The organism is Xanthomonas sp. CPBF 426 (genome assembly GCF_903989465.1).
GTDB classification, from domain to species: domain Bacteria; phylum Pseudomonadota; class Gammaproteobacteria; order Xanthomonadales; family Xanthomonadaceae; genus Xanthomonas; species Xanthomonas euroxanthea.
Genome location: NZ_LR861805.1, coordinates 3,983,259 through 4,001,131 on the forward strand (window position 1 = coordinate 3,983,259; position 17,873 = coordinate 4,001,131).

At 65.7% G+C, this 17,873-nt stretch carries 16 protein-coding genes; 10 read left to right on the forward strand and 6 right to left on the reverse strand.

Annotated elements, in window-relative coordinates:
- Positions 1-171: 171 nt before the first annotated feature.
- Complete coding sequence (gene gloA, locus H7A87_RS16765) at positions 172-696, forward strand: lactoylglutathione lyase (RefSeq protein ID WP_119128302.1); 525 nt, start codon at positions 172-174, stop codon at positions 694-696.
- A 57-nt stretch (positions 697-753) separates the two neighbouring features.
- On the opposite strand, the gene H7A87_RS20875 is transcribed toward gloA, so the two are convergent.
- The 3 genes from H7A87_RS20875 to glmS all read right to left on the reverse strand — a co-directional run bounded on the left by H7A87_RS20875 (position 754) and on the right by glmS (position 3,826).
- Positions 754-948 carry a hypothetical protein gene (locus H7A87_RS20875; protein WP_119128301.1) on the reverse strand — a complete coding sequence of 65 codons (195 nt, stop codon included), beginning with the start codon at positions 946-948 and terminating at the stop codon, positions 754-756.
- 230 nt (positions 949-1,178) lie between these two features.
- The gene (locus tag H7A87_RS16770) at positions 1,179-1,652 is read right to left on the reverse strand and encodes a hypothetical protein (protein WP_104583262.1); all 474 of its coding nucleotides are present in this window, start codon (positions 1,650-1,652) and stop codon (positions 1,179-1,181) included.
- Between the two features lie 344 nt (positions 1,653-1,996).
- Positions 1,997-3,826, reverse strand: coding sequence for a glutamine--fructose-6-phosphate transaminase (isomerizing) (gene glmS, locus H7A87_RS16775; protein ID WP_104583261.1), 1,830 nt, complete (start codon positions 3,824-3,826; stop codon positions 1,997-1,999).
- Between the two features lie 204 nt (positions 3,827-4,030).
- Between glmS and H7A87_RS16780 the strand changes: the two genes are divergently transcribed.
- From H7A87_RS16780 to H7A87_RS16815, 8 genes are all read left to right on the forward strand, one after another.
- A complete protein-coding gene (locus H7A87_RS16780) occupies positions 4,031-5,302 on the forward strand; it encodes an efflux RND transporter periplasmic adaptor subunit (RefSeq protein WP_119128300.1) in 1,272 nt (423 codons plus the stop codon).
- A gap of 106 nt (positions 5,303-5,408) precedes the next feature.
- Positions 5,409-6,128 (forward strand): ABC transporter ATP-binding protein, encoded by a 720-nt coding sequence (locus H7A87_RS16785; RefSeq protein WP_104583259.1) that lies wholly within the window; start codon positions 5,409-5,411, stop codon positions 6,126-6,128.
- 12 nt (positions 6,129-6,140) lie between these two features.
- Positions 6,141-7,442, forward strand: a complete 1,302-nt coding sequence (locus H7A87_RS16790) for an ABC transporter permease (RefSeq protein WP_119128299.1) — start codon at positions 6,141-6,143, stop codon at positions 7,440-7,442.
- Positions 7,443-7,497: 55 nt separating this feature from the next.
- The gene (locus H7A87_RS16795) at positions 7,498-8,730 is read left to right on the forward strand and encodes an FtsX-like permease family protein (protein ID WP_119128298.1); all 1,233 of its coding nucleotides are present in this window, start codon (positions 7,498-7,500) and stop codon (positions 8,728-8,730) included.
- Between the two features lie 42 nt (positions 8,731-8,772).
- On the forward strand, positions 8,773-10,101 hold the full coding sequence (locus tag H7A87_RS16800) for an ABC transporter permease (RefSeq protein WP_119128297.1): 1,329 nt from the start codon (positions 8,773-8,775) through the stop codon (positions 10,099-10,101).
- Between the two features lies 1 nt (position 10,102).
- On the forward strand, positions 10,103-11,338 hold the full coding sequence (locus H7A87_RS16805; RefSeq protein WP_119128296.1) for an FtsX-like permease family protein: 1,236 nt from the start codon (positions 10,103-10,105) through the stop codon (positions 11,336-11,338).
- Positions 11,339-11,446: 108 nt separating this feature from the next.
- Positions 11,447-12,790: a sigma-54 dependent transcriptional regulator gene (locus H7A87_RS16810; RefSeq protein ID WP_119128295.1), complete on the forward strand. Its 1,344-nt coding sequence runs from the start codon at positions 11,447-11,449 to the stop codon at positions 12,788-12,790.
- Between the two features lie 8 nt (positions 12,791-12,798).
- Positions 12,799-14,154, forward strand: a complete 1,356-nt coding sequence (locus H7A87_RS16815) for a HAMP domain-containing sensor histidine kinase (protein ID WP_104649359.1) — start codon at positions 12,799-12,801, stop codon at positions 14,152-14,154.
- A 23-nt stretch (positions 14,155-14,177) separates the two neighbouring features.
- Here H7A87_RS16815 and H7A87_RS16820 read toward each other — a convergent pair whose 3' ends face one another.
- Together H7A87_RS16820 and glmU are read right to left on the reverse strand one after the other, a co-directional pair.
- Positions 14,178-15,149, reverse strand: coding sequence for a NosD domain-containing protein (locus tag H7A87_RS16820; RefSeq protein WP_119128294.1), 972 nt, complete (start codon positions 15,147-15,149; stop codon positions 14,178-14,180).
- A 112-nt stretch (positions 15,150-15,261) separates the two neighbouring features.
- Positions 15,262-16,626 carry a bifunctional UDP-N-acetylglucosamine diphosphorylase/glucosamine-1-phosphate N-acetyltransferase GlmU gene (gene glmU / locus H7A87_RS16825; protein WP_104583251.1) on the reverse strand — a complete coding sequence of 455 codons (1,365 nt, stop codon included), beginning with the start codon at positions 16,624-16,626 and terminating at the stop codon, positions 15,262-15,264.
- Between the two features lie 145 nt (positions 16,627-16,771).
- Between glmU and H7A87_RS16830 the strand changes: the two genes are divergently transcribed.
- Positions 16,772-17,155, forward strand: coding sequence for a GtrA family protein (locus tag H7A87_RS16830; protein WP_104583250.1), 384 nt, complete (start codon positions 16,772-16,774; stop codon positions 17,153-17,155).
- A gap of 132 nt (positions 17,156-17,287) precedes the next feature.
- Here H7A87_RS16830 and H7A87_RS16835 read toward each other — a convergent pair whose 3' ends face one another.
- A complete protein-coding gene (locus H7A87_RS16835; protein WP_119128293.1) occupies positions 17,288-17,857 on the reverse strand; it encodes a chorismate mutase in 570 nt (189 codons plus the stop codon).
- Positions 17,858-17,873 lie beyond the last annotated feature (16 nt).

Sequence of the window (17,873 nt, forward strand, 5' to 3'; positions counted from 1 at the left end):
GCCCATGCCACGCGCTTGACCAGCGCAAGTCGTGCTGTCGCGCGCGATCGATCAGAGCGCGACGCCAGATCACCGATGCGCACCCTGCAGACATACCGACAACCCCTGCCCCGCTACCATCGGTACCCAGCGCAGCCCGACCTGCCACCACATTCCACCGAGGAGACCACAATGCCCTTGACCGACCTGCAACACGTCCCCGGCGCCAGCGCCGCACCTGCCGACACCGCCGGTTTCGTGTTCAACCACACCATGCTGCGCATCAAGGATGCGCAGCGTTCGCTGGATTTCTACACGCGCGTGCTGGGCTTCCGCCTGCTGGATGCGCGCCATTTTGCCGATGCGCAGTTCAGCCTGTACTTCCTGGCCCTGCTGCCCGACGGCACCGCGATCCCCGACGACGATGCCGCGCGTCGGCTGTGGATGGCCGGCATCCCCGGCGTGCTCGAACTCACCCACAACCACGGCACCGAAACCCAGGACGGCCCGGTCTACCACGACGGCAACAGCGACCCACGCGGCTTCGGCCATATCTGCATCTCGGTACCGGACATCCACGCCGCCTGCGTGCGTTTCGACAGCCTCAACGTGCCGTACCAGAAACGCCTGGAGGACGGCCGCATGAAGCACCTGGCCTTCATCAAGGACCCGGACGGCTACTGGGTGGAGATCATTTCCAATGCGCCGCTGGCGTAACGCATAACACCGCATGGCAAGGTGCCCGGAGTTCCCGGGCACCGACGATTTCAAGCATTACGCTACCGGCACTTGCCACCAAACGCCGCGCGCGAACAGGCTGCGCCAGCGGAAACCACCGCCTACGCATTGTGTCCGCGCGCCATGCACCCAGATGCGGGTGCCATCGTGCGCCACGACGCCGGGCGGGACATCGCCAGCCATTGCGGCGGCGCTCAGCACCGAGGCCGCCACCGCAATAAACGCTTTCATGGATTCCTTCCCCTGGAAACAGCGTCGCATTGCGTGTCCCCCACGCAATGCGACATGGCACTGTCAGATCGCGCGGACAGCGATCAACCGCACAGTGCTTCGGTCCATCAGACAACGGTCCGCAGTCGGCTAGAACGCTCAGTTGCGGGCTGAGTGTGAGCGCATCGTGCGCACTTGGCAGTCGGGGCGGTCCCCACATCTGTCGGGACCGCCCCGGAAGTGGCGCTTAGCTACGCATGCAGCAGTCCGCCGTGACTGCGCTGCCACTGGCGCGGCGGGCGCAGTGCGGCAAGCGTGCGGACCAGTTCGCGGTAGGTCCCGGCCAACTGTGCAAACAGGCCTGCATCGCTGTAGCGGGTGTCGGCCACTTCGAAATATGCGCCGCGGCCCAGTTCGATGAAGTAGTCGACGCTGAGCCGGCGGCGCTGCGCGATCCCGGGAAACAGGCCTGCAATCAGCAGGCATTGATCTCCGATGTCGCGCAATGCATCCGCCCGCAGACTGCCGATCTGGTCCTGCGCGTGTAGCCAGGCCAGCGCCTGGGTGCGCGAGACCAGCTGCGCATCGCGCTGCAGGCGCAGCAGCACGAACACCAGATAGTGCTCGCGCGATTCGTCCAGCGGGTGTGCGATCCGCTGCCCGGCCTCACGTACCAACGCCTGCCACAACTCCGCCGGCGCGCCCTGTTTGAAAGACTCGTGCATACGTCCTCCTGCGTGATGGGACCCTCGCAACAAGCGTATGCATAACCTGGGCCATCGCGTTGGCAGCCGGACCGGTCGTCTGCCAATCTTCATCACTTCCGCATCGATCGCGCCCTGAACCCGGTGGCACGACCCGATGACCCCTCAACCTGTGGGTCATGGCGACGCATGCCGCCGCACCGTCACCCGATGCCAGGGCGCAACCAAGGGGAGGCTGGCCAGACGCGGCGGGCAGTCGTCTGCAGGTGCGGTGGAGAACCGCCATGTACGCGGGTAGTTGCCATAGCTGGCGGCGACTGCGCTCGCGTTGCACCGAGCGCAGCTCTTCGATCAGCTGCGCCTACCTACTCCACCGTCACCGACTTGGCCAGGTTGCGCGGCTTGTCCACATCGGTGCCGCGCGCCAGTGCGGTATGATACGCCAGCAGCTGCACCGGGATGGTGTGGATCACCGGCGACAGCACGCCGGCATGGCGCGGGGTGCGGATCACGTGCACGCCTTCGGATTCGCTGAAGTGGCTGTCCTGGTCGGCGAACACGAACAGCTCGCCGCCGCGTGCACGCACCTCCTGCATGTTGGATTTGACCTTCTCCAGCAGGCGATCGTTGGGCGCGATCACCACCACCGGCATCGCCGCGTCCACCAGCGCCAGCGGGCCGTGCTTCAACTCGCCGGCCGGATACGCTTCGGCGTGGATATAGGAGATTTCCTTGAGCTTGAGCGCGCCTTCCAGCGCGATCGGGTAATGCAGGCCGCGGCCGAGAAACAGTGCGTTTTCCTTGACCGAGAAACGCTCGGCCCAGGCCATGATCTGCGGCTCCAGATTCAGCGCGTGCTGCACGCTGCCGGGCAGAAAGCGCAGCTGCTCCAGATAGTCCGCCTCTTCGGCTTCGCCGATGCGCCCCTGCAATTTGCCCAGCACCATGGTCAGCTGGAACAGCACCGCCAGCTGGGTGGTGAATGCCTTGGTCGAGGCGACGCCGATCTCGGCACCGGCACGCGTGTAGCAGACCAGCTCGCTGGCGCGCGGGATGGCGCTTTCGGGCACGTTGCAGATCGACAGCGTGTGCAGATGCCCCAGCGATTTGGCGTATTTCAGCGCCTCCATCGTGTCCAGCGTTTCGCCGGATTGTGAGATGGTGACGATCAGATGTTTCGGGTTGGCGTAGGCGGCGCGATAGCGGTACTCGCTGGCGATCTCCACGCTGCACGGCAGCCCGGCGATCGCCTCGATCCAGTAGCGCGCGGTCATGCCGGCGTAATAGCTGGTGCCGCAGGCCAGGATCTGCACGCCTTCGATGTCGCGCAACACCGCTTCGGCAGTCGGGCCGAACAGGGACGCAGGGAAGCCCTTGGCATCGATCGCCGCTTCGATGGTATCGGCCAGCGCACGCGGTTGCTCGTGGATTTCCTTCTGCATGAAATGGCGGAACGGGCCCAGTTCCAGCGATGCCAGCGACACATCCGACAGATGCAGCGGGCGCTCGACCGGCGCGTCGTTGCCATCGAAAATGCGCACGCCATCGCGGCGCAACTCGGCGGTGTCGCCCTCTTCCAGGAAGATCACCTGGCGGGTGGCCTGCACGATGGCCGAGACATCGGAGGCGACGAAGTTCTCGCCCTCGCCCACCCCGATCAGCAACGGGCAACCCATGCGCGCGCAGACGAAGCGCTCCGGCTCGGCCTGGCTCATCACCGCCAGCGCATAGGCACCGGTGAGTTCCTTGACGGTGCGTTGCAGCGCGGTCAACAGGTTGCCTGCACTGCCCAGATGGTGATGGATCAGATGCGCGATGACCTCGGTATCGGTCTGCGACTCGAAGGTGTAGCCGAGCGCGCGCAGCTTCTCGCGCTGCTGCTCGTGGTTTTCGATGATGCCGTTGTGCACCAGTGCCACGCCCGCACTGATGTGCGGGTGCGCGTTGGCCTCGGTGACGCCGCCATGGGTGGCCCAGCGGGTGTGGCCGATGCCCAGCGTCGCGCCGAACTGCTCGGCCTGCGCCGCCTGCGCCATCTCCGCCACGCGCCCGGTGCGGCGTACGCGGCGCACCTGGTCGCCATCGAGCACGGCGATGCCGGAGGAATCGTAGCCGCGGTACTCCAGACGCTTGAGTCCCTCGATCAGGACCGGGACCACGTCGCGCCCGGCGATCGCTCCGACAATGCCGCACATAGGACAACCCTTGAGGACGAAGCCGCGCATTTTAGCGTGTCCGCTCTTGTCCGCTGCATGACCATGCCCGGACAACCTGTCCGCAGCGGTGTCCGCGGACACTGCGGACACCGCTCGCCAGCCCATAAAGATGATTGCTTTCAATCACTTGAAGATTGGCACACGTCCTGCTTTATCGCAGTGACGCCACCGAGCCAGCCGACCATGATTCGCGATACCTCCGCCCAGGACCAGGTTCTCCGTACACCCGCCCGGCACGCGCCCTGGCGCCGTTGGCTATGGCCCGGCGTCGCCGTGGTCGCGGTACTGACCGGCATTGGCTGGGCGGTCACCGCGTGGAGCGCCGGCAGCCGTTCGTTCGATGCCAGCCGGGTGCGGATCGCCACCGTCAGCCAGGGTGACCTGGTGCGCGACATCGCTGCCGATGGCCGCGTCATCGCCGCCAACAGCCCGGTGCTGTACGCCATCTCGGCCGGCACGGTGACGCTGAGCGTGGTGGCCGGCGACGTGGTCAAGCAGGGCCAGGAGCTGGCGCGCATCGACAGCCCGGAACTGCGCAGCAAGCTGGCCCAGGAGCAGGCCACGCTGGCAGGCCTGGAAGCCGAATCCAGCCGCGCCGGGCTGGACGCCACGCTGGCCCGCGCCAACGCCAGCAAGCTCACCGACCAGGCCAAGATCGACAAGCAGGCTGCCGCACGCGACCTGGAGCGCTATCAACGCGGCTACGATGGCGGCGCGGTGCCGCAGGTGGAACTGGCCAAGGCGCAGGACACCTTGAAGAAGACCGACATCGACCTGCAGCACGCCGAGCGGGATGCGTCGCTGAAGAGCCAGGGGGCAGACCTGGATTCGCGCAACAAGCGCCTGCTCGCCGACCGCCAGCGCGCGGTGGTGGCCGAGGTGCAGCGCCAGGTCGATGCGCTCACGCTGCTGTCGCCGTTCGATGGCCAGGTCGGCCAGGTGCAGGCGGTGCAGCACACCCAGGTCGCGGCGAACGCGCCGATCCTGGGCGTGGTGGATCTGTCCAAGTTCGAAGTCGAGATCAAGGTGCCGGAAAGTTTTGCGCGCGACCTGGCCATCGGCATGCCGGCGCAGCTCACCAGCGGCAGCGGCGAACCGTTCCCCGGCGCCATCTCGGCGGTGTCGCCGGAAGTGGTCAACGGCGAAGTCACCGCGCGCATCCGCTTTGCCGACAAGCAGCCGCCGGGCCTGCGCCAGAGCCAGCGCATGAGCGCACGGGTGGTGATGGACACGCGCCGCAACGTGCTCAAGGTCGAGCGCGGCCCGTTCGTCGAACAATCCGGCGGCAGCTACGCCTACGTGATGGATGGCAACACCGCGTTGCGCCGACCGGTGCGCATGGGTGTCAGCAGCCTGGGCGAGGTGCAGGTGCTGTCCGGGCTGCAGGTCGGCGACCGCGTGGTGGTCTCCGGTGCAGACAACTTCGGCGATGCGCCACGCGTCACCGTCCACTAGAAAGCGGCCACTACGCAGCCTTACACACGCCTGACGACCGCGCGCCACGTTGCGATCACCACTCTAAATCTCGTTCGCACCTACCTCTCTTGCAAAGGAATCGGCAATGCTCAAGATGCAATCGGTCTCCAAGGTCTTCCGCACCGAACAGGTGGAAACGCATGCACTGCGTTCGCTGGACCTGCATGTGCGCGAAGGCGAATTCGTCGCCGTCACCGGCCCTTCGGGCTCGGGCAAGACCACCTTCCTCAACCTGGCCGGGCTGCTGGAGACCTTCACCAGCGGGCAGTACCTGCTCGACGGCGAGGACGTCAGCCATCTGTCCGACGATGCGCGTTCGCGCCTGCGCAACCGCAAGATCGGTTTCATCTTCCAGGGCTTCAACCTGATTCCCGACCTCAACCTGTTCGACAACGTCGATGTGCCGCTGCGTTATCGCGGCATGGCTGCGGCCGAGCGCAAGCAGCGCATCGAAGAGGCCTTGACCAAGGTCGGCCTGGGCTCGCGCCTGAAGCACTACCCCACCGAACTGTCGGGCGGCCAGCAGCAACGTGCCGCCATCGCCCGCGCATTGGCCGGCAGCCCGCGCCTGCTGCTGGCCGACGAGCCCACCGGCAACCTCGACTCGCAGATGGCACGCGGGGTGATGGAATTGCTGGAAGAGATCAACAGCCAGGGCACCACCATCGTAATGGTCACCCACGACCCGGAACTGGCCGCACGCGCGCAGCGCAACGTGCACATCGTCGACGGCCAGGCCACCGATCTGGAACGCAACCCCGCCCTGATGCGCGCGCGCCACAGCGCCCCCACCCTGGCCGAATAAGAGGCACATCCCATGTTCGGCTACTACTTCAATCTGGCGTTACGCAGCTTCCGCCGCAACAAGATACTGACCGCACTGATGGTGCTTGCGATCGCGCTGGGCATCGGCGCCAGCATGACCACCTTGACGGTGTTCTATGTGCTGTCGGGCGATCCGATTCCGCAAAAGAGCGATCGGTTGTTCAGCGCCTTGGTGGATCCATACCCCAAGGCAGGCTACCAGCCGGGAGAAGAGCCTGGCGACCAGGTCACTCGCTTCGATGCCGAAACGCTGCTGCGCGAAAAACGTGCAAAACGGCAAGCGCTGATGACCGGTGGAAGAGTGGCGATCGAGCCCGACAAGAACGGTATGACTGCCTTCAAATCGGAAGTGCGCTTTACGTCGGCAGATTTCTTCCCGATGTTCGAAACACCTTTCCTGTATGGCCAAGGCTGGTCGGCCGGTAGCGACGCGGGCCACGAACGCGTTGCGGTGATCACCAAGGAACTCAACGACAAACTGTTCGACGGCAGCAATAGTATCGGCCGCGACCTGCGCATGGACAAGAACACCTTTCGTATCGTCGGTGTTCTCAATGACTGGAAAGTCAACCCACGTTTCTATGATGTCACCAACAGCTACGGCTCGAGCGAGCAAGTGTATCTGCCATTCTCCGTCGCAATGGATCTGAAGATGGACCATTACGGCGGTATGAATTGCTACGGTAAAAACGACAACAGCGATCAGACAGCGCTCAACGCGTCCTGCACATGGATGCAGTACTGGGTGGAGCTTGACAGCCCAGCGCAGGCCAGCGACTACAAAGCCTACCTGGATAACTACTCCGATCAGCAGCGCGCTGCAGGGCGCTTTGAACGTCCGAACAATACCCGCCTGCGCAACGTGATGGAGTGGCTGGACTACAAGGAAGTGGTCCCGAGCGACGTCCGACTGCAGCTGTGGCTGGCGATGGGCTTCCTGCTGGTGTGCCTGCTCAATACCGTAGGGTTGCTACTCGCCAAGTTCCTGCGCCGCAGTGGAGAGATCGGCGTGCGTCGCGCCCTGGGTGCCTCACGCGGTGCCATCTTTGCGCAATGCCTGGTCGAAGCCGGAACCATCGGACTTGCAGGCGGCATGGCAGGGCTTGGGCTGGCATGGTTGGGGTTGTGGGTCGTGCGCCAACAACCTGTCGACTACGCCAAGCTTGCGCACCTGGATCCGAAGATGTTGTTGCTCACCTTCGCATTGGCGCTCGTTGCCAGCCTGCTGGCCGGCTTGCTGCCCTCCTGGCGTGCCATCCAGGTTGCGCCCGCGCTACAGCTCAAAGCGTCCTGACCTCCAGGCCCGCCGCCCGGCGGCGGGCACGGCCTCTTATCCGAAGGTACCGCCCATGGACATCCGCCCCATCATTTCCACCCTGCGCCGTCACAAGACCGCAGCAGCATTGATCGTGCTCGAGATCGCACTCGCCTGCGCCATCATCTGCAATGCCATGTTCTTGATCGGCAACCGCATCGAGACGCTGCAGCAACCCAGCGGCATCGCCGAATCGGAACTGGTCAGCATCCAATTGGGAGGCATCGGCACCCAGGTCAATGCAGAAGCGCGCACACGCGAAGACCTGGCTGCACTGCGCAGCCTGCCAGGTGTCCGCAGCGCGATCGTCATCAACCAGATTCCCTTTGTGCATTACTCATGGAACAGCAGCATCTCTCTGACGCGTGAACAAGAGCGCCAGACACTTAGCGCTGCGCAATACATGGCCAGCGAAGGCACCCTCGGCACGCTTGGCCTGCAACTGGTGGCGGGGCGTGATTTCACCGCAAGCGAATTCATCGATATGGCACAGGCCAATAACGACAGGTCCATCGACCAAAAAGGCCTGTCAGTGATCATCACCCAGCGCATGGCCGACAAGCTATTCCCCTCGCAAAATGCATTGGGAAAGACAGTCTATGCAGGCGATACCGCACTCCACATCATCGGCATCGTGCAGACACTGGCACGCCCCACCAACAACAGCGCCGGCGGTGTTGATCAAAGCAATTACTCGATGTTGCTGCCACTGCGCATCGACTACACCGCAGGCCAGTACATTATTCGTGTCACCGACCCAACGCGGCGGGCAGAAGTGCTGCAATCTGCCGTCGCTGCGCTGATGAAATTAGACAATAGCCGGCTGGTCCTGAAACAAGAGACGTACAGCGACATTCGGACGGAATATTTCGAGAATGATCGCGCAATGGTGTGGCTACTTGGCGCGGTCTGCATCGCGCTACTGATCGTCACCGCACTGGGCATCGTCGGCCTGGCCAGCTTCTGGGTGCAGCAACGCACCAAGCAGATCGGCATCCGTCGCGCACTGGGCGCTACACGCGGGCAGATCCTGCGCTATTTCCAGATCGAAAACTTCCTGCTGGCCTCGGTCGGCATCGTGCTCGGCATGTTGCTGGCGTACTCCATCAATATCTGGCTGATGGACCGCTACGAGCTGCCACGCCTGCCGGTGCTGTATCTGCCGATCGGCGCGCTATTGCTCTGGGCGCTGGGCCAGATCGCCGTGTTCTGGCCAGCCCGGCGCGCCGCGCTGGTGCCGCCGGCAGTGGCAACGCGCAGCGCGTGAGGTGACACAGATGCCGATCGAACCCCGCAAAGACGTCCGGTGATGTTGCGTTACTGCCTGCAACTGGCCTGGCGCAGCCTGTTGCGCACCCCGATCGCCAGCACCCTGGTGGTACTGGCAATCGGTCTGGGCATCGGTGCGAGCATGACCATGCTGACGGTCCTGCATGTCATGTCGCGCGATCCGTTGCCAGGCAGAAGTCAGCTGCTCTACACCCCACATCTGGATCCGCTGCCCCTGGACCTTCCACGCACGCGGGAATGGGGCGACCCGTCGGACAATCTGACCTGGCCAGATGCGATGGCCCTGCTACGTGCAGGGCCGGCCGTCCATCAAGCGGCAATGGCGAGCGGGCAAACGCTGATCTGGCCGGTGCAGGCCGCCACAGCCCCACTCGACCTCAACGGCCGCTACGCCACTGCAGGGTTCTTTGCGCTGTTCGGCATCCCGCTGCAACGTGGGCGCGGCTGGAGCGGGCAGGACGACCAGAACCACGCGCGCGTGATCGTGTTGAGCCAGCAGCTTGCAAACACCTTGTTCGGTTCACGCGATCCAATCGGCCAGACCGTCGCCGTCGGCGAGCAGCGCATCGGTCTTCGCGTTATTGGCGTCGTTGCCAAATGGAATCCGCAACCGCTCTTTTATGCCGACCCAAGCCGCAAAGGCGCCTTTGGCGACCAGGACGATTTCTTTCTGCCGCTCTCGACCGCGGTGGAGCTTGAACTGGACGCCGGCACCAGCATCAGCAGTTGGGAAACGCGCAGCGACAGCGGCGTCAAACAACTCCAGAATCCATCCACCAGCTGGCTGCAGTTCTGGGTGCAACTGGATACCCCGCAACAGGTGGCCGCATACGAGCGTTTTCTCTACGACTATGCTGCGACCCAACACGCCAGCGGGCGCTTTCAGCGGCCACCGCAGACGGCCCGACTGTATTCGCTGATGGACTGGCTGAAACACCTGCAGATGGTGCCCAATGACCTACGCCTGCAGACGCTGCTGGCCTTGGGGTTTCTGTGGATCTGCCTGATCAACGTGATTGCGCTGTTGCTGGCGAAATTCCTGCGCCGCCGTGGCGAGATTGGCGTGCGCCGCGCACTTGGCGCGCGCCGCGGCCACGTGATGCTGCAGTTTGGCACCGAAGCGGCGCTGATCGGCGTCGTGGGCGGCCTGCTGGGAACCGCGATCGCCGAAGTGGGGCTCTGGAGCGTGCGCCAGCGGCCCGACGACTATGCCGCGTTGGCGCACCTGGATGCGCCAATGCTGCTGACCACCGTGGCGCTTGCCATCGTCGCCGCACTGCTTGCAGGACTGCTGCCGGCCTGGCGGGCCAGCCGCATCAACCCGGCCCTGGAGGTCAAGGACCTCTGAGATGCGCCTGCCACTTCGCCCGATTCTTTCCAGCTTGCGGCACCACCGCCTCACCGCCGGGCTGTTGGCCCTGCAGGTGGCGCTGACCTGTGCATTCGTCACCAATGCGGTATTCCTGATCGGCGACCGGATCGGCAGACTGCGCACGGCGACCGGCTTGCCCGAAGACGAAGTATCGCTGGTCACCGTTCGCGGCCTGCACGCCAAGGCCGATGCGCCAGCGCAATGGCAGGCGGACCTGATCGCGCTGCGCGGCATTTCCGGGGTCACGGCAGCCACCGCAATCGGAGCGACGCTGCCGTTGTCGGGTGGCGCCGACGACAGCGGCATCTGTGCCGATCAACGCGCACTGGAGCGCGCAATCGCACTGCGATCCAGCGGCGCTGCCGGCTGCGTCGACGCCAGCTACTACACCGGCTCGCCCGGCTTCGTGCAGGCCATGGGCGCACGCCTGATCGCCGGCCGCGATTTTCGACCGGATGAGTATTCCGGCGCCACGCCGGGCGTGATCATCGTCACCCGCTCGCTGGCGCAGCAACTCTGGCCAGATCAGCTGGCCGTTGGCAAAACGCTGTACGGATGGGACAGCCAAAGCACCGTCGTCGGCGTGGTGGAGGACCTGCTGCGGCCAAGGCTGCGCAAGCCCGAGCTTGATCATCTGGTGGCCTTGTCGCCGCAACTCCCCACCGGCAATCAGACGCACTATCTATTGCGCAGCGCGCCGGAGGACCGCGGTCGCGTGCTGGCGCAGGTGGCCGACGTGCTGGCCGGATCCGGCCCGTTGCGGATGATCCCGGGCGACAAGCAACGCAGTTTTGCACAGATACGCGCACGCTATTTCCAACGCGATACGACGATGATCGGCCTGTTGCTCGCGGCGACCACGGGCCTGCTGTTTGTCACCGCCCTGGGCATCGGAGGACTGGCCAGTTTCTGGGTCCAGCAGCGGACGCGACAGATCGGCATCCGTCGCGCCATTGGTGCAACCCGTGGCGATATCCTGCGTTACTTCCAGGCGGAAAACCTGCTGATCGTCGGCAGCGGCAGCGCCCTGGGCATGCTGCTGGCAGTGCTGCTCAACCAATGGCTGATGCTCCGCTACGACGCGGTGCCCCTGCCGCCACTTTACTTACCCGCCGGTGCGGTGACCGTGCTGCTGCTCGGCCAGCTTGCGGTGCTGTGGCCTGCACGACGCGCTGCGGCAGTGGCCCCGGCGATTGCGACACGCAGTGCATGAGGCGCCCGGCCTGCCGGATGCCGGCACGACAATCCTGCCTGCTGCTGCGATGATGCGATCTGTCTACCTCGTCCGTCCGTTCGCCCTCGCACTCCAACAAGGTTCCCGATGCCGCAGATCCTGATCATCGACGACAACACCGCCGTCGCCACCGCGCTGGAGGTGCTGTTTTCCTTGCACGACATCGAGGCGCGGCACGCGCATTCGCCGCAGGCCGGGTTGGCGCTGCTGGACGAGCAGGTGTTCGACCTGGTGATCCAGGACATGAACTTCACCGCCGACACCACCTCCGGCGAGGAAGGCGAAGCGCTGTTCACCCAGATCCGTCAGCGCCACCCGGACCTGCCGGTGATCCTGCTCACCGCCTGGACCCACCTGGGCAGCGCGGTGGGCCTGGTCAAGGCCGGGGCAGCCGACTACATCGCCAAGCCCTGGGACGACACCAAGCTGCTGACCACGGTCAACAACCTGCTGGAGCTGTCCGAAGCGCGCCGCGAGCTGGAACGTCGGCGCGCGCGCGAGCGGCGGGGCCGTGAGCAGCTGACCCAGCGTTACGATCTGCGCGGGGCGGTGTTCGCCGACCCGGCCAGCGAACGCGCAATCGCGCTCGCCTGCCAGGTCGCACGCTCGGACCTGCCGGTGCTGATCACCGGCCCCAACGGCAGCGGCAAGGAGAAGATCGCCGAGATCATCCAGGCAAACTCGCCTGCCAAGCATGGCCCCTTCATTGCGCTCAATTGCGGCGCGTTGCCTGGCGAACTGATCGAAGCGGAGCTGTTCGGCGCCGAGGCCGGCGCATACACCGGCGCCAACAAGGCGCGCGAGGGCAAGTTCGAAGCCGCCGATGGCGGCACGCTGTTTCTGGACGAAATCGGCAACCTGCCGCTGGCCGGGCAGATGAAGCTGCTGCGCGTGCTGGAGACCGGCCGTTACGAGCGCCTGGGCTCCAACCGCGAACGTCATGCCAAGGTGCGGGTGATCAGCGCCACCAACGCCGATCTGCCGGCGATGATTCGCGATGGCAGCTTCCGCGAAGATCTGTACTACCGCCTCAACACGGTGGAAATCGCGTTGCCGGCCCTGGCCGAGCGCCCTGGCGATATCGGCCCGTTGGCCGAGCACTTCCTGGCCGGCGAAAAACCCTTGTCCACGCAGGCACGCGATGCCTTGCAACGGCACGCCTGGCCCGGCAACGTGCGCGAGCTGCGCAACGTGCTGCAACGTGCGTCCCTGCTCGCGCAAGGTGCGCGCATCGAAGCCGGCGATCTGAACCTGCCGCGCGCGGCCGCAGCGCGCCCGGCCGCGCCGACCGCCGGCGAGCCGGATCGCGCCCGGATCGAGCAGGCGCTGGCGCGCGCGCAGGGCGTCATCGCCCAGGCCGCCGCCGAGCTGGGGCTGAGCCGGCAGGCGCTGTACCGGCGCATGGACCGCTACGGCATCAGCCAGGAGTAAGCCTGAGCATGTGGCAGCCACGTTCCTTCACCTTCTCGCTGTTCCTGCGCCTGCTGCCGGTGCTGGTGCTGGCCGCCGCCCTGCCCTGGTTCACCGCGTACTGGCTGGATCGCGGCTGGGAAGTGGCGGTGATCTCCGCCATCGTGCTGCTGGCGACGATGTGGTGGAGCCTGCAACGCGCCACTGCACCGATGCGCTCGCTGTTCCGCGCCCTGGCCGGCACCACCAGCAGCTACCGCGATGGCGAATACAACTTCGGCGTGTACTGGCGCGGCAGCGACGAACTGGCGCAACTGGTGCAGGCGCATGCGGAACTGGGCGAGGTGCTGCGCGCGCAGCGGCGCAATCTGGTGCAACGCGAACTGATGCTCGACACCATGTTGCAGAACACCCCGGTGGCGATGCTGTTGGTCGTGGCCGGGGGCGATGGCGTGCGCCGCATCGGTTTCTCCAACAATGCCGCACGCAAGCTGTTGCACGACGGCCGCAAGCTCGAAGGCCAGCACCTGGACGACGTGCTCGCGCGCATGCCCGGCGAACTGCGCGATGCGCTGGCACGCGGCGGCGATTGCCTGTTCGCGGTGCGCGAGGACGGCGATGACGAAGACGACGAGCAGATCTATCACCTGTCACGCCGCAGTTTCCATCTCAATGGACGCGGCCACGAGCTGTTGCTGATCCGCACCTTGACCACCGAATTGCGGCGCCAGGAAGTGCAGACCTGGAAAAAGGTCATCCGCGTGATCAGCCATGAATTGAACAACTCGCTCGCACCGATCGCCTCGCTGGCGCATTCCGGCGCCGAGTTGCTGCGCCGCGAACGCACCGACCGGCTCGGCACGGTGTTCGAAACCATCGAAGAACGCGCCCGTCATCTGGAAGGTTTCATCCGCGGCTACGCGCGGTTTGCCAAGCTGCCGCAGCCGCAATTGCAGACCATCGAATGGGCGCCGTTCCTGGAACGTTTGCGGCAGCAGATTCCGTTCCAGCTGCAAGGCGCACTGAGCGATGTCTCCAGCCGCATCGATGCCGCGCAGATCGAGCAGGCGCTGCTCAACCTGCTCAAGAACGCGCACGAGGCCTGCAGCGAAGCGCAGCCGCCCAACAGCGATGTCGCCGTCCGCGTCACGCGCGTGCCGCAATGGCTGCGGATCGAAGTGCTGGACCGCGGCAACGGCATGAACGAGGCCGTGCTGCATAACGCACTGATGCCGTTCTACTCGACCAAGCGCAATGGCACCGGGCTCGGGCTTGCGCTCACCCGCGAGATCGCCGAAGCGCACGGCGGGCGCATCTCGCTGCATAACCGCGAACACGGCGGCTTGTGCGTCACCTTGCTGCTGCCGGCGGCGGCGGCCGGCTAGCGCGTTGCAAGCGATCGCAGCGTTCAATCGCCGCGCAGCGTCCCGCGCTCCTGGATCCGTGGCTGTTTCAACGCACCACAGGCATCGTCGGCACCGCTGGTGCGGGTGGCGGCGATGGCGCCGTAATAGCCGGCTCCCACGGTGTTGTCGACGAACTGCCCGCCTTGCGACGGACATTCGCCATCGGGCTTGATCCAGTCCGAAAACGCCGCGTACTTGCCGGCCCGGACAAAACGATTGGTCGCCACGTAGGTATTGTCGGAGGCATCGCGGGTACGCACGGCATCGCCGTTGACCTCGGTGAAGGTATTGCCTTCGATGCGGTTGCCGGAGGAGTGGCGCGCCAGGTAGATCGCGTGCACGAAACCCGAGGTCCGGGTGTCGTTTTCGATGGACACGAAACGATTGCGTTCGATGCGGTTGTCGCGCGAGTTCTGCAGGCGGATCGCTGCGAACGAATAGGCGGCCTCGCTGCTGCTGCCATGGATGCCACCGATCCGCTCGAAGGTCATGTTGCGGATGACGTTGCCGCTGTTGCCGTCGGCGCTGCGCTTGCTGCTGCCCAGGTCCATCGCCATCCAGTAATTGCTGACCTTCAACCCGGCGAAGGTCAGCCGGGTGGCGGCATCACCACCGCCCTTCAGCGTGAACCAGGTCGCACCGCCGCGTCCGTCGAACCACGGTGGCGCGGCCGCATCCGGCGCAGCGATGAAGCGAATGGGCGCCCCGTTGGTGAAGGTCCATTGCACCGACTGCCGCAGATACGTGCCTGCGGCAATCACCACGTCCACCGCACCGCCCGGCCGCTGCTCCAGCAGCCGTTGCTGGGCAGCCGCCAGGCTCCGCAACGCGGTCGTTGCGCTGGTGCCCGCGGCCGCATCGTTGCCGTCCGGCGCCAGATACAGCCGGTAGGTCTGCGCATGGGCTGACATGGGCAGCAGTGCCGCCAATGTCAGCAGTAATGTCACCCACAACGCGCAACGTGACGTTTGCATCGTGCACCTCGTGATCGGTCGTGGCGGGCGTGGCCTGTGCACGGCACCGCTGCACAGCGGCGGCCCGCCCCTTGCAGCGACGTGCAGCCACGCCACACGCCTGGAAAACACGCTATTTCTTGGTCGGGCGTTCCCAACCTTCGATCACCGTCTGCCGCGGGCGCGCCACGCTGAGCTGGCCGGCCGGCGCATCGCGCGTGATCACCGAGCCCGCACCGATGGTGGCCATTGCGCCGATCTCGATCGGTGCCACCAACGCGCTGTTGGAGCCGACGAAGGCGCCATCGCCGATGGTGGTCTGCGACTTGTTCACCCCATCGTAATTGCAGGTGATGGTGCCGGCGCCGATGTTGACCTTGCTGCCGATCACCGCATCGCCCAGGTAGGTCAGATGGTTGGCCTTGCTGCCCACGCCCATCGTGACCTTCTTGGTCTCGACGAAGTTGCCGATATGCACGCCATCGGCCAGCACGGTGCCAGGACGCAGCCGCGCGAACGGGCCAATCTGCACCGCTCCTTCGGTCACCACGCCTTCCAGGTCGCAGTGCGCGCGGACCTGCGTGCCGGCGCCCAGCGTCACATCGCGCAAGCGCACGAAGGGGCCGATCACCACGCCATCGCCCAGTGTCACATCGCCTTCAAGGACCACATCGATGTCCAGCTGCACGTCGCTGCCTACCGTCACCGAGCCGCGCTGCTCCACGCGCGCCGGGTCGGCCATGCGTACGCCCTGCAGGCAGAGCGCACGCGCCGCACGCAGCTGCCAGGCGCGCTCCAGCTGCGCCAGCTGCCAGGGGTCGTTGGCGCCTTCCACGTCCTGCGCATCGGCCACGTGCACCATGTCGGCCGGAGTGAAATCGGCAGCGGCGCTGGCGAACACGTCGGTGAGATAGAACTCGCCCTGTGCATTCTCGTTGGACAGACCGCCCAGCCAGCGGCGCAGCGCCGTGGACTCGGCAGTGAGGATGCCGGTGTTGATGGTGCGGATGCGGCGCTGCTCGTCATTGGCGTCCTTCTGCTCGACGATCGCGGCGACCTTGCCTTCGGCATCGCGCAGGATGCGGCCGTACCCGGTGGGATTGGGCACATCGGCCACCAGCACCGCCATGCGCCCGGGTGCATGCAGCAACTGCAGCAGGTCCTGGCACTGGATCAGCGGCACATCGCCGTACAGCACCAGCACCGTCGCCGCATCCGGAATCGCATCCATCGCCTGTTGCACCGCATGCCCGGTGCCCAGTTGCTGACGCTGCTCGGCCCAGTGCAGGTCGTCCTGCGCGGCGAACGCCGCCTGCACCTGCTCGCCGCCATGCCCGTGCACCACATGGATCGCTGCCGGCTGCAACTGCCGCGCGGTGGCGATCACATGTGCCAGCATCGGCTGGCCCGCCAGCGGCTGCAGCACCTTGGGCAGGGACGAGCGCATGCGCTTGCCCTCGCCCGCGGCCAGGATCACGACGTGCAAGGGCAGAGTCATCGAAGCGTTCCAGAACGTGGGAGCGCTAAATTCTAGTCGCTGTCCCGGCAATGCGTCGTGTTCCGCCTGCAGCACGCGCGACGATGACACTTTTCAAGCGCCGCTGCCGTTAGCATGAGCGCCCCTCCACGATGACCCGGCCTGCATGAGTCTGTTCCGCCAAGGCAGCCAATTCATGATCATTGGCGCCCTGCAGCTGGCGGTGGATTGCGGCATCTTCATCGCCGCCACCGCGGCCGGCATGCCTGCCGTGCCGGCCAATCTGCTCGGGCGGATCAGTGGCGCGGTGCTGGGCTTCTGGCTCAACGGCCGCTACACCTTCGCCCAGGACGGCGGTGCACGCCTGGGCTGGCCGCGTTTCCGTCGCTTTGCGCTGATGTGGCTGGCACTGACCCTCATCAGCACCTGGCTGTTGTCGGCGACAGTGGACCTGGTCGGCCTGCGTCAGGCCTGGCTGGCCAAACCGCTGGTGGAAGGTGGCCTGGCGATCGTGTCGTTTTTCCTGGGCCGGCACGTGGTGTATCGCTAGCGAGCGCGCTGACGTCAGCGCAGTCGCCGACAACGGTGCTGGGTTGGACTGCCAGAAAACACGATCGGCGTTGCCGTCACCCACACCGCCGAGGTCTGCGCCGTGCATGGCCCGCCCTGGACACCACGCGTATCAGTGGCAGAAATCGCCCAGGCTGCGGACCAGCGCCGCGCGATGCAGCGCGTCCAGCTGCCATTGCGCCGCATACCGGGCGGCGGCATGCGCGGTATTGGCCGGGCATTGCGGCGCTGCACGCGCCGGCGCGACATCGGCCAGTGCGTCGAGCAGTTCGCCTTGCAGCTGATCCAGACGCGTGCGCAGGCCCGCCAGATCCGGCCGCGCCGTGTCCGGCGCGCGCCCACGTTCGCGCCAGTGGTTCAGCAGTGCGTACTGCACCGACTTGTTGGCCTCGATCTGCGCAGCGAAGAAGCGCGCCGCATCGTCGGCATCCAGCCCTTGCGCAGGCGCCTGCTCGCGCACGCTCTGCAGCACCGCCGCCTCGCGGGTCTGGTCCAGCACCGGCTTGCCGCTGTCCCATTTGCTCAGCGCCACCGCATCGCCGATGGCGTTGCGTTGCACGATGCGGTCCAGCAACGGATCCAGCGGCGGCTGGCTGCGTACCGGCAGCGCACACCCCAGCAACGCCACGGCCAGCAGGCCGCTCAGCGCGTAGCCACGAAAGTCATCGATCGTCCGGGTCATCGGGTGTTCCTCGATA

Bases quoted from the DNA above. Each gene is read 5' to 3' on its own strand.
- H7A87_RS16770 (WP_104583262.1), bottom strand. From the start codon at position 1,652: ATGCACGAGTCTTTCAAACAGGGCGCGCCGGCGGAGTTGTGGCAGGCG.
- glmU (WP_104583251.1), bottom strand. From the start codon at position 16,626: ATGACTCTGCCCTTGCACGTCGTGATCCTGGCCGCGGGCGAGGGCAAG.
- H7A87_RS16830 (WP_104583250.1), top strand. From the start codon at position 16,772: ATGAGTCTGTTCCGCCAAGGCAGCCAATTCATGATCATTGGCGCCCTG.
- glmS (WP_104583261.1), bottom strand. From the start codon at position 3,826: ATGTGCGGCATTGTCGGAGCGATCGCCGGGCGCGACGTGGTCCCGGTC.
- H7A87_RS16835 (WP_119128293.1), bottom strand. From the start codon at position 17,857: ATGACCCGGACGATCGATGACTTTCGTGGCTACGCGCTGAGCGGCCTG.
- H7A87_RS20875 (WP_119128301.1), bottom strand. From the start codon at position 948: ATGAAAGCGTTTATTGCGGTGGCGGCCTCGGTGCTGAGCGCCGCCGCA.
- H7A87_RS16805 (WP_119128296.1), top strand. From the start codon at position 10,103: ATGCGCCTGCCACTTCGCCCGATTCTTTCCAGCTTGCGGCACCACCGC.
- H7A87_RS16780 (WP_119128300.1), top strand. From the start codon at position 4,031: ATGATTCGCGATACCTCCGCCCAGGACCAGGTTCTCCGTACACCCGCC.
- H7A87_RS16790 (WP_119128299.1), top strand. From the start codon at position 6,141: ATGTTCGGCTACTACTTCAATCTGGCGTTACGCAGCTTCCGCCGCAAC.
- H7A87_RS16785 (WP_104583259.1), top strand. From the start codon at position 5,409: ATGCTCAAGATGCAATCGGTCTCCAAGGTCTTCCGCACCGAACAGGTG.
- H7A87_RS16795 (WP_119128298.1), top strand. From the start codon at position 7,498: ATGGACATCCGCCCCATCATTTCCACCCTGCGCCGTCACAAGACCGCA.
- H7A87_RS16815 (WP_104649359.1), top strand. From the start codon at position 12,799: ATGTGGCAGCCACGTTCCTTCACCTTCTCGCTGTTCCTGCGCCTGCTG.
- H7A87_RS16810 (WP_119128295.1), top strand. From the start codon at position 11,447: ATGCCGCAGATCCTGATCATCGACGACAACACCGCCGTCGCCACCGCG.
- gloA (WP_119128302.1), top strand. From the start codon at position 172: ATGCCCTTGACCGACCTGCAACACGTCCCCGGCGCCAGCGCCGCACCT.
- H7A87_RS16800 (WP_119128297.1), top strand. From the start codon at position 8,773: ATGTTGCGTTACTGCCTGCAACTGGCCTGGCGCAGCCTGTTGCGCACC.
- H7A87_RS16820 (WP_119128294.1), bottom strand. From the start codon at position 15,149: ATGCAAACGTCACGTTGCGCGTTGTGGGTGACATTACTGCTGACATTG.